This is a genomic window from Crocosphaera sp. (genome assembly GCF_030064895.1).
In the GTDB taxonomy this organism is placed as follows: domain Bacteria; phylum Cyanobacteriota; class Cyanobacteriia; order Cyanobacteriales; family Microcystaceae; genus Crocosphaera.
Genome location: NZ_JASJEB010000079.1, coordinates 18,248 through 28,874, shown reverse-complemented (window position 1 = coordinate 28,874; position 10,627 = coordinate 18,248). Strand labels below are relative to the sequence as shown.

Sequence of the window (10,627 nt, the reverse complement as noted above, 5' to 3'; positions counted from 1 at the left end):
TCATAATTGGCTATTTAAGATTATATCTAGCTATTACTCCTTCTGCCTCCTGCCTTTCAACTCCTGCCTCTAACAAAACTAGGATTTTATTTGAAGGTGCAAGATGTCAGTTTTAGGAAAAAGGTAACGAGAAATTGGAACTACAATTTTTTGAGTTTGTGATAAAGTGGAAGAGAAAAGCTGCTGTGTTGGTGACTGCCAATAAAGTTTTTTGATCTATGCTTTGAGTTTAAGGGCGTTAACCAGCTATCGTGGTAGTAAACCGAGCTTGTACTCGGAAACAGAAACGATAAGCGGTCGATACCCACCTGGTTCTTCCAGGTCATAAACTGAGGTAAAACGGCACGGCGGTTTTTCAGATTATTCTAAATGTCAAGGTTTCCAGACATTCACTTCAGGGAAGCCAGACAAAAACTTAAAATTAACCTAAAATTAAAGAAACCCTAACCATTTTAGTCATTGAGACAAGAAGAACATCGTTGCAAAAATCGGGGTTTTCCCGTTAGCGTTACCAAACTAGATCAGGGGATAACGGTTGTCCATCAGAATCTTTCTGTTACCCCAGTAACTGTGGTAGATGTTTGGATTAAAGCAGGAACAAGGGTTGAACCCCAACAGTGGGGAGGGACTGCCCATTTCCTAGAACACATGATCTTCAAAGGAAGCAAAATAATCCATCCAGGAAAATTTGATGAGATCATAGAACAAAATGGGGGTATAACCAACGCTTTTACCAGTCATGACTACGCACATTTTTTCTTGACTGTAGGTAGCGATCGCTTGAAGCAAACCATACCATATTTAGGGGAAATTTTACTACAAGCAGCCATCCCCGAGGAAGAATTTAGACGAGAAAGGGATGTAATTTTAGAAGAAATACGCTCATCCAATGATAATCCCGATTGGATCTGCTTTCAAAGCCTTTGTGAAACATTATACCAACAGCACCCCTACGGAAAATCAATTTTGGGTCAGGAAACCCAACTCAAACAATATTCAACCCATCAGTTACGGTGTTTTCATCGAACCCATTACCAACCCGAAAATATCACAGTGGTGGTAGTGGGAGATATTGACAAAAACGCCGCTTTATGCTTAGTAGATAAAGCTTTTTCCAACTTTAGTCGGCCGTGGGAATGTCCTCCCCATCAAATTAACTCAGAACCCCCTCTAACAGAAATTAGGCGCAATCATATCTACTCTCCTAGATTAAGCCAAGGACGCTTATTAATGGGGTGGATAGGACCCGGAATCAATCAATTAGAAGAAGGGTTAGGATTAGACTTATTATCAGTTATTTTAGGGGGTAGTAGAACATCTCGTCTAGTCCAAGAATTACGAGAAGACCAACAACTGGTAATGGATATTGAAAGTTCTTTTTCCTTGCAAGAAGATTCCAGTTTGTTTACCATTGGAGCATGGTTAAATCCCCAAAATATGTCTCAAGTTGAAGAAATTATCTGCGATCGATTAAGACAATTACAACAAGAACCGATACCAATAGCAGAATTAAACAAAGCTAAAAAATTGCTCTGTCATGACTACATTTTTTCCACAGAAACCCCCAGTCAATTAGCAGGATTATACGGTTATTATCAAACCTTAGCCCATGCTGAATTAGCCCTAACTTATCCTAGCTTAATTCAACAATATAGTGCAGAAAAATTACAAGACCTTGCTGCCCAATATTTGTCTCCAAAACGGTATGGTATTACTATTATGGAACCCTGCTAATTAATTAAACAAAAATTACTCAATAATGCACAAATCTTCTCTTGTTTCCACCACCCAATATATCCATCGTTTACAGTTAGATAATGGCATCATTTTAATCGTTCGAGAAAATCCCACCGCCGACCTAGTTTCAGGGCGTTTTTTCTGGAAAAAAGCGGGTAATTTGTGGGAAAATCCCGAAAAAGCAGGTATTTTTCACTTACTGGCAACTGTAATCACCAAAGGAACCGAAACTATGACCTCTCTTGACATTGCAGAGGCCATTGAATCAATGGGTGCCGGTTTAGGGGGGGATACCGCATCAGATTATTTTATGATGAGTATCAAAACAGTTTCAGGAGACTTTGAGAAGATATTAAACCTATTAGCAGAAATTCTGCGCTCTCCTACTTTTCCAGAAGAAGAAATTGCCCTAGAAAAACAGTTAATTTGTCAAACTATTCGCTCTCAAAAAGAACAACCTTTTAACGTTGCTTTTAAACATTTACGAGAAACAATATATGGAGAACATCCCTACGGACGCTCGATTTTAGGCACAGAAGAAAGCGTTTGTCAAGTTGGTCGAGAAGACTTACAAGAGTGTCATTTTCAACATTTTCGTCCCGATAATTTAATTATTAGTTTATCAGGAAATATCACCTTAGATCAGGCTGTTCAATTAATTGAGAAAAGTTTTGGAACATGGGAAAATCCTTCCGAAAGTTTAACTCTTAATTCCCTTCCTATGTTAACAGTTTCTCCTTCTAAAATAGTCAATCATCAAGCAACACAACAAGCGATCATTATGCTAGGTTATTTAACCGTGGGTGTTGATCATGTTGATTATCCTGTTTTAAAACTATTAAGTACCTATTTAGGCAATGGTTTATCCAGTCGTTTATTTGTAGAATTAAGGGAAAAGAAAGGACTTGCTTATGATGTTTCTGCCTTTTTCCCCACTCGTTTACAACCCTCTAATTTCGTTACTTATATCGGAACTGCTCCTCATAATACCAACATTGCTATTGAGGGATTACAACAGGAAACAGAAAGATTATCCGAAGTAGAATTAAGCCCAGAAGAACTACAAATTACCAAAAACAAGTTACTAGGACAATATGCTTTAGGTAAACAAACTAATGCAGAAGTTGCCCATTTATACGGGTGGTATGAAACTTTAGGGTTAGGGATTGAATTTGACAAAAAATTTCCAGAACTTATTAATAATATTAGTTCGGAAATGGTGCAGAAAGTAGCAAAACATTATTTATTATCCCCTTATCTTTCTTTAGTTACACCAGAAAAAATTATGAATTAAGGGTTAACCGAGAGTTCTAGATCTCCAACGATTAACGCTAGTTAAAAATTGATCTAATCTTTTCGGTAATTTGAATTCTAGACCCAAAAACTTATAAGGTAATTCCCCTACGACGTAGTATTTTTTAGATATTTTCATATCTTTGGGTAATTCCAATCCTAAACTTTTAAAACTAGCAACACAATTTTCTGTAATCTCCCCTCGACTGCTACTCTCACCATAAATTCCTATATTTTTTTCGAGAAAATAGCATTTTTCTCCCGGTAATTTAGGATGGTTAAAAGAATCCATTTCTTTACCAAGAAATGCTCTATCGGGAAAACCTAAGAAGATTCTTCTTAAGACTTTTGCTCTCAAAAATTGGTGCATCCAGATAGATTTGATCTCAGATTGCTCTGTAAAAACAGTTTCTCTAAGAATCTGTTTATTAGGAGTGTATAGTTGGCCATCTTCTTTAAGAAATTTATCGCTTTTCCAATAACCTTGTTTAGTATTTCTGATAAAGTTAACTTGCACGACTTGAGGATCTTCAATATTTTTAATAAACTCATAGAGGTCTTTGCCCTTATCTTCTTGCATACGAATAGGATATCTATCATCCATACACCAATAAATCCATTCATCATCGGGAATATCTTCGATTAATTTTAAGACCGTTGGTCTAATCAAACTAACTTTTTTCGGTCCCGATGGACTTTCTACCGAATAAGCCATTTTGCAGCTATCAGTTTGTAGCAATTCTACCTTATTTCTATACTGCTTAAAGTCAGGTAAAAATTCGGCTTCCCCATAAGGGACTCTAAAGGTAAAGGGATGATTTGACCATCTTTTTTCGTAACTAAGAATGGTGTGAGCAGCAAATTTGAGATATTTATCACAGCTTAAAACAATAGCTTTCATAGTTAATAAAATTGGCAAATAAACTGAGGTATCGTCAATATTCAACACAAATATTGTCGTCTATCTAAATATAAACCCTCTGAGGATTTTTGGCTAGAGTTTTCCCTCAATTATCCCCCATTTTTTTATTGAAAGTTCTCATAAGCTTCTACAATTTTTTGAACCAAAGGATGACGCACTACATCCGCTTGAGAAAAGTAACAAAAAGCAATGTCCTCCACTGACTTTAAAATTTTAGTGGCAACCACTAAACCAGACGCTTGATGTCCAGGTAAGTCGGTTTGAGTAATGTCTCCTGTTACCACCATTTTTGAGCCAAACCCCAAACGAGTCAATACCATTTTTAATTGTGCTGGAGTGGTATTTTGTGCCTCATCAACTATGACAAACGCATTGCTTAAAGTACGTCCTCTCATATAAGCTAAAGGTGCAACTTCTATTTGTCCTCTTTCCATCAAATCAGGGATTCTTTGGGGGTCGATAAACTCATATAAAGCATCGTATAAAGGTCTTAAAAAAGGATTAACCTTTTGTTGTAAATCTCCAGGTAAAAACCCCAATTTTTCCCCTGCTTCTACTGCCGGACGGGTTAAAATTAAGCGTTCACATTCATCATTTAATAACGCCCTAACAGCTAAAACAGCAGCTAAAAAAGTCTTTCCAGTTCCCGCCGGACCAATACAAAAAGTAACATCATGTTTTTGGATAGCTTTAACATATTGTTTTTGTCGAAAGGTTTTCGCACGAATGACTTCCCCTCGACGGGTTGTTGCTAAAATAGACTTCTGTAAGTCTTGATATTCTTCCATGCGTCCCGTGTCTAACGCTTGAAACGCCGTCATTAGATCAGGACGAGAAATAGTTTTTGCTTCTTCCCAATAAGGTTTTAGCGATCGCAATACTTTCATCACCCTTTGTACAGGTTTTTCTTGTCCATAAACCCTTAATTCTTGACCCCGTAAGACTAAGTTAGCCCCAGTATGACGAGAGAGGAATTTTAAGTTTTCTTCGGCCACTCCAGCTAGGGCGATCGCACTTTCATGAGTGGGTAATTGAAGGGTTTGGGAAGTTTCGGTCATTTATTAAAGTTAATGATTTTTGCAGTAATAAGGTTTTGACTACTATTATCAATGATAGTTAATAATTGAACATTTTGGCCACTTAATAGCAGTTTTCAATTGAGTGTATCAATATTTCTATTGAGTGAGTGTGGGGAGTCTTGACATTTTCATGTTTAATCTATGCAAATGAAAACTGCTACAAGTTTTTAAGGGTATCAATCACAGATTACTAAAATTTCTACTGATTAAGAGAAAAACAAAAAAAAAGTTAATTTTTTTCAAGACAAGCAGAAGGCAGAATTATCATCGAGTCAACGGAATAGTATTGAGCAAAAAAGTATAATTTTAAAACTGAGAAAATCATGAAATTTGTTGATGAATATCGTAACGCGGATCTAGCTCAAAAGTATGTCCAAGAGATCACAGAAGTTATCACTAAACCTTGGACAATTATGGAAATTTGTGGTGGACAAACTCATTCGATTGTTAAATACGGGATTGATCGCTTATTACCTTCTGAAATAACCTTAATTCACGGTCCTGGTTGTCCCGTTTGTGTTACTCCGATTGAATTGATAGATTGTGCTTTAAAAATAGCGAGTATTTCTAATGTTATTTTTTGTTCTTTTGGAGATATGTTACGAGTACCTGGAAGCGAAAAAGATTTATTAACTATCAAAGCATCAGGGGGAGATGTTCGCATTGTTTACTCACCCTTAGATAGTTTAAAAATTGCCCAAGAAAATCCAGATAAAGAAGTTGTTTTTTTTGCTGTTGGCTTTGAAACAACTACTCCAGGTACAGCCATGGCAGTTTATCAGGCGAAACAACAAGGAATCAAGAACTTTTCTTTATTAGTTTCTCATGTCTTAGTTCCACCAGCCATGTCAGCCCTTTTATCGTCTCCCAATTGTGTAGTACAAGGATTTTTAGCAGCCGGTCATGTTTGTACAGTTATGGGATACGAAGCCTATAAACCTATCGCCCAAAAATACAAAGTACCTATCGTTGTGACAGGATTTGAACCTATCGATGTTTTACAAGGAATTTATCATTGTATTCAACAATTAGAAACAGGAAAATATGATTGTAAAAATCAATATGTTCGCTCCGTAAAATCTCAGGGTAATGCTTTAGCGCAACAACTCATTCAAGAAGTTTTTGAAGTAGTTCCCCGTCGTTGGCGAGGTATTGGAGAAATAGGAGAAAGTGGGTTAGGATTACGCCCAGAATACGCCTTATATGATGCCTTAAAACGCTTTGAAAGCCCTTTATCCTCTTTGACTCCATCCACTGCCCCACAAGTCTGTATTAGCGGTGAAATCATGCAAGGGTACAAAAAACCTAACGATTGTCCCGCTTTCGGAACCCAATGTACACCAGAAAACCCTCTGGGTGCGCCTATGGTATCCTCAGAAGGACCTTGTGCAGCCTATTACCGCTATCGAAGTCATCAGCAACCGGTGTTGAGACGGGGAGACGGGGAGACGGGGAGACGGGGAGACGGGGAGACGGGGAGACGGGGAGACGGGGAGACGGGGAGACTGGGAGACTGGGGAGCAGAATATTAAAAATAAACTAATTTCCCCCTCTGCTTCCTCTGCTTCCTCTGCCCCCTCTGCCTCCCTCAACTAAGATTTTTTAACTTTGCAGACACGCCCTAGTCTTCCCACACTCCCCTACTCCGAACTCCGAACTCCGAACTCCGAACTCAGGTTCCCACACTCCCCAAACCCCCGATTTATGAAAAAAATATTACAAAATATTAAGAAACAATAGTGAATGTCAACACAATGCCAGAGAATAGATGGGTCAGGTTGCTTGATCATGGATCAAGTTAAGCGATCCAATTGCAACCCGATTTCGTATAAGATGTAACCATTAGAGCATCTAGTTCAAATTATTGGGAGGAATCCATCCATGAGTATTGTCACGAAATCCATCGTGAATGCTGATGCAGAAGCTCGCTACCTCAGCCCTGGCGAACTCGATAGAATCAAAGCTTTTGTAACCGGCGGTTCTGCTCGTTTACGCATTGCGCAAACTTTAACTGATTCACGGGAAAGAATCATTAAAGAAGCCGGCAATCGTTTATTCCAAAAGCGTCCTGATGTTGTTTCTCCTGGTGGAAACGCTTACGGCGAAGAAATGACCGCTACCTGTCTTCGTGACATGGACTACTATCTCCGTTTAATCACTTACGGAATCGTTTCTGGTGATGTTACCCCCATCGAAGAAATTGGTTTAGTAGGTGTACAGGAAATGTACAAATCTTTGGGAACCTCCATTGAAGCAGTTGCCCAAAGTGTACAGGAGATGAAAGAAGTATCAACCGCAATGATGTCTGCTGATGATGCAGCAGAAGCTGGTACTTACTTCGATTATGTTATCGGTGCGATGAGCTAAGACGAGTCAAAAACACTCGTATTATCTCGGCCATCCCCAATAATTGTTAAGACTGTTGAAGACTAGGCAAGATTAAGGAAGCAAAACTATGCAAGACGCAATTACCTCTGTAATTAACTCCGCCGATGTTCAAGGAAAGTACCTTGAACCTTCTGCGATGGACAAACTGACAAGCTATTTCGCTACCGGAGAACTTCGTGTTCGTGCGGCTAGTGTGATTAGTGCTAACGCTGCTGCTATTGTTAAAGAAGCAGTAGCTACCTCCTTACTGTACTCCGATGTTACCCGTCCTGGCGGTAATATGTACACCACTCGTCGTTACGCTGCTTGTATTCGTGACCTCGACTACTATCTCCGTTACTCTACCTACGCTATGTTAGCGGGTGACCCTTCCATCCTCGATGAGCGTGTTCTTAATGGATTAAAAGAAACCTACAACTCCTTGGGTGTTCCCATTCCTAGCACTGTTCAAGCTATTCAAGCTATGAAAGAAGTAACTGCTGGTTTAGTTGGTGCAGATGCAGGCAAAGAAATGGGTGTTTATTTTGACTACATTTGCTCTGGCTTAAGCTAGAACCACTGAGAGGAACAACCAACTAAAGGTTGTTGAAAAAGAGGTTCGGGAAGTCTAGAGTGAGTGCTAGCTGGTTAAAGGCTTAATCTTTGCTGTTAAAGATGGGTTTTGACGATCTAGTATTGACTCTTGACTCCCGAACTTTGTTGTATGAGAATTTTTCAGGAAATTTAGGAGAACTTGACCCATGCGAATGTTTAAAGTCACCGCTTGTGTTCCTAGTCAAACGAGAATTCGGACTCAGCGAGAATTACAAAATACCTTTTTTACAAAATTGGTTCCTTACGATAATTGGTTTCGCGAACAACAACGCATCATGAAAATGGGCGGTAAAATCGTCAAAGTCGAATTAGCCACGGGAAAACCAGGAACAAATACTGGATTAATGTAGATAATAGCAATTTATCTCACAATTTATCGGTATTTTTCTTAAATTTAGAACCCATAGGTACACTTAGCCTATGGGTTTCTTATTTTTCTGGGGAAATGGTAGGCAAAGGGAAAAATTTGGGCATCCTGATAAAGAATAGTAAAACCATTAAGGGATCGTTTTCTGGTTGTAACAACCAACAAATCTGAGTTCGGTCTTAGGATTTCGGAGTTCAGAGTGAGGTAATTTTCAAGGTTTTTATGGGGGATACAGACTTCCAGTGCTACGACTTATGGAAATTTTGCCTTACGTCGAACTTAGGTAACCAACCGACAGGATATAAGAAATGTTATCTGACCTGAATGTCATTATTAAATTCTAATTCAAGCTTATCATTAACCACCCATGTCTAATCACTCTCAAGACTCCTTAAATTGTGAAGCCACCCTCATTGGTCAACAAGTACCTGATTGTGAGGCTACCATTGTTGGTGATGAATCTTCCCCACCAGAATTTACGCCAAAAACCAATTCTATTTTACAGGAAACACCATCTAATACAATTGTCACCCTGGTTAATAAATTTCTAGCCAAAGCAGTTGAAAAAAAAGCTACTTCTATTCAGATTGAACCGGAGGCTAATTTTCTCAGCATTCGCTATGGTAAGGCCGAGATTCTCAAACCCCTCGTTGATCCCTTACCCAAAAAATTAACCTCGCGTATTTTATCTCGGTTAAAGTTGATGGCCGAGTTGGACGTTAACCAATCTCAAACTCCACAAAAAGGCCGTATTCGCAAACGGGGAGGGGGTCGGACTATCCATTTTTTCCTACAAACCCAGCCCAGTTTTTATGGGGAAAAAATTACAATTCGTGTGGTGGATAGTGCTGTTAAACCTCCCAATTTAGAAACCCTGATTTCTGATGCAGTGGTCAGAAAATCTCTCGAAGAAATAATGCAGAGTTCTTCGGGATTATTATTAGTTACCAATACTGATAAAAAAGCCCCTACACCCCTTCTTTATAGTTTATTCTCTGAAAATATGGCTAACCCATCAGCCATGGCCACTGTAGAAGAATCTATCAGTTATCTTCTCTCTGGTATGAGTCAAACTGAGATCGATGTTGATCAAGAAAAAGATTATCATACGGTGTTACAATCCCTTCTAGGACAAGAGAAAGAGCGTATTTTGGTAGATCATCTTTCTAATCCATCGGTGGCTCGTATGGTGGCAGAAATGGCGGATAACGAACGTTTTGTTCTCGCCAGTCTCAATGCTGAAGATGGAATCAGTGCCATTACTTTATTAAGGGAAATGGTGACTCCAAGTTTATTAGCAGATAGCTTAATAGGGGTTCTTCATCAACAGACTATTCCTCGTTTATGTCCTGCTTGCCGTATGATTGATGAACCCACGGTGGATGAATTAGCTCAATTGGGAATTTCTGAGGCTAACAAGGCTGAAAATACCTTTTATAAAGCTCGTTGTCTCGAGGAAACAGAAAGAGAAAAGATGAGACAAAAAGGTAGACTTTGCCGTCAATGCAACGGTGACGGATACGATGGTTACATCCAATTATACGAATTCCATACCATCACTCCTGCTTTAAAAACAGCCATTGCTCAAGGTGCTGATCTCGAGCAACTCAAGGAAATCGCGCGAAGGGATCAACCATCTTCTTTGAAAAGTGAAGCTCTTTCATTGCTTGAAGATGGGGAAATTGGTTTAAAAGAATTTGCTCGTTTATGTCCCTATCAGGTTGATTCCTCAACCCCCCCAGAAATCTCTACTCCTTCACCAATAGAGGTAACTCAGCGTCTGGAAAAAATGGAAACATTGTTAATGACTTTGACTCAAGAATTACATCACCTCAAACAATCGTTAAAAGGCACTGATAGTTCTTCAAACCCGAAAACATCACCACAGAGATCATCTTTTGAACAAGTAGTAAAAGCGGCTCAAATTAATAAGCATATGGCCGCAGATATTGATCTTTGTAAAGAAACAATTACTGCCAGTTCCAATTTATACGAAGAATTGGAAGATCCTGGAGATTGGGAAGCTTTAAAACAAGAATTAGATTCCAACAAGGAAACCATTGTTACAGCAGATTTATCTTCCCCGGAAGAGATGAACGCAGATGATTTTAAATCAATTCCTGATCCCTGGTCTTGAAAAAATAAGAAAAGTTTGACCCATTTAGAAACCCCAACTTTTGAAAAGTTGGGGTAATTTGTAAACTTCAGAGTTTAATAATTCTAAATTCTGATTGACCAAACATTGAA

The 10,627-nt window shown here is 38.8% G+C and carries 9 protein-coding genes and 1 other RNA gene; 8 read left to right on the top strand and 2 right to left on the bottom strand.

Annotation, left to right across the window (positions count from 1 at the left end):
- Nucleotides 1-174: 174 nt before the first annotated feature.
- From ssrS to QNJ66_RS16675, 3 genes are all read left to right on the top strand, one after another.
- Nucleotides 175-358: non-coding RNA, 6S RNA (gene ssrS / locus QNJ66_RS16685), on the top strand.
- A gap of 101 nt (nucleotides 359-459) precedes the next feature.
- On the top strand, nucleotides 460-1,734 hold the full coding sequence (locus QNJ66_RS16680; RefSeq protein ID WP_300508889.1) for a pitrilysin family protein: 1,275 nt from the start codon (nucleotides 460-462) through the stop codon (nucleotides 1,732-1,734).
- 25 nt (nucleotides 1,735-1,759) lie between these two features.
- Nucleotides 1,760-3,031, top strand: coding sequence for a pitrilysin family protein (locus tag QNJ66_RS16675; protein ID WP_300508887.1), 1,272 nt, complete (start codon nucleotides 1,760-1,762; stop codon nucleotides 3,029-3,031).
- Between the two features lie 3 nt (nucleotides 3,032-3,034).
- On the opposite strand, the gene QNJ66_RS16670 is transcribed toward QNJ66_RS16675, so the two are convergent.
- Nucleotides 3,035-3,931 carry a hypothetical protein gene (locus tag QNJ66_RS16670; RefSeq protein WP_300508885.1) on the bottom strand — a complete coding sequence of 299 codons (897 nt, stop codon included), beginning with the start codon at nucleotides 3,929-3,931 and terminating at the stop codon, nucleotides 3,035-3,037.
- A 125-nt stretch (nucleotides 3,932-4,056) separates the two neighbouring features.
- The gene (locus QNJ66_RS16665) at nucleotides 4,057-5,010 is read right to left on the bottom strand and encodes a PhoH family protein (protein WP_300508883.1); all 954 of its coding nucleotides are present in this window, start codon (nucleotides 5,008-5,010) and stop codon (nucleotides 4,057-4,059) included.
- Between the two features lie 344 nt (nucleotides 5,011-5,354).
- On the opposite strand from QNJ66_RS16665, the gene hypD reads away from it, so the two are divergent.
- From hypD to QNJ66_RS16640, 5 genes are all read left to right on the top strand, one after another.
- On the top strand, nucleotides 5,355-6,563 hold the full coding sequence (gene hypD / locus QNJ66_RS16660) for a hydrogenase formation protein HypD (RefSeq protein ID WP_300508881.1): 1,209 nt from the start codon (nucleotides 5,355-5,357) through the stop codon (nucleotides 6,561-6,563).
- A 349-nt stretch (nucleotides 6,564-6,912) separates the two neighbouring features.
- Nucleotides 6,913-7,398 (top strand): allophycocyanin, encoded by a 486-nt coding sequence (locus QNJ66_RS16655; protein ID WP_300508879.1) that lies wholly within the window; start codon nucleotides 6,913-6,915, stop codon nucleotides 7,396-7,398.
- Between the two features lie 88 nt (nucleotides 7,399-7,486).
- The gene (apcB, locus tag QNJ66_RS16650) at nucleotides 7,487-7,972 is read left to right on the top strand and encodes an allophycocyanin subunit beta (RefSeq protein ID WP_300508878.1); all 486 of its coding nucleotides are present in this window, start codon (nucleotides 7,487-7,489) and stop codon (nucleotides 7,970-7,972) included.
- A gap of 187 nt (nucleotides 7,973-8,159) precedes the next feature.
- On the top strand, nucleotides 8,160-8,363 hold the full coding sequence (locus tag QNJ66_RS16645; RefSeq protein WP_107667120.1) for a phycobilisome linker polypeptide: 204 nt from the start codon (nucleotides 8,160-8,162) through the stop codon (nucleotides 8,361-8,363).
- Between the two features lie 384 nt (nucleotides 8,364-8,747).
- On the top strand, nucleotides 8,748-10,517 hold the full coding sequence (locus QNJ66_RS16640) for an ATPase, T2SS/T4P/T4SS family (protein WP_300508874.1): 1,770 nt from the start codon (nucleotides 8,748-8,750) through the stop codon (nucleotides 10,515-10,517).
- Nucleotides 10,518-10,627: the final 110 nt, after the last annotated feature.

What these genes read in the sequence shown, in the direction of transcription:
- QNJ66_RS16675 (WP_300508887.1), top strand. Translation starts at nt 1,760, where the DNA reads ATGCACAAATCTTCTCTTGTTTCCACCACCCAATATATCCATCGTTTA.
- QNJ66_RS16670 (WP_300508885.1), bottom strand. Translation starts at nt 3,931, where the DNA reads ATGAAAGCTATTGTTTTAAGCTGTGATAAATATCTCAAATTTGCTGCT.
- QNJ66_RS16665 (WP_300508883.1), bottom strand. Translation starts at nt 5,010, where the DNA reads ATGACCGAAACTTCCCAAACCCTTCAATTACCCACTCATGAAAGTGCG.
- hypD (WP_300508881.1), top strand. Translation starts at nt 5,355, where the DNA reads ATGAAATTTGTTGATGAATATCGTAACGCGGATCTAGCTCAAAAGTAT.
- QNJ66_RS16655 (WP_300508879.1), top strand. Translation starts at nt 6,913, where the DNA reads ATGAGTATTGTCACGAAATCCATCGTGAATGCTGATGCAGAAGCTCGC.
- apcB (WP_300508878.1), top strand. Translation starts at nt 7,487, where the DNA reads ATGCAAGACGCAATTACCTCTGTAATTAACTCCGCCGATGTTCAAGGA.
- QNJ66_RS16645 (WP_107667120.1), top strand. Translation starts at nt 8,160, where the DNA reads ATGCGAATGTTTAAAGTCACCGCTTGTGTTCCTAGTCAAACGAGAATT.
- QNJ66_RS16640 (WP_300508874.1), top strand. Translation starts at nt 8,748, where the DNA reads ATGTCTAATCACTCTCAAGACTCCTTAAATTGTGAAGCCACCCTCATT.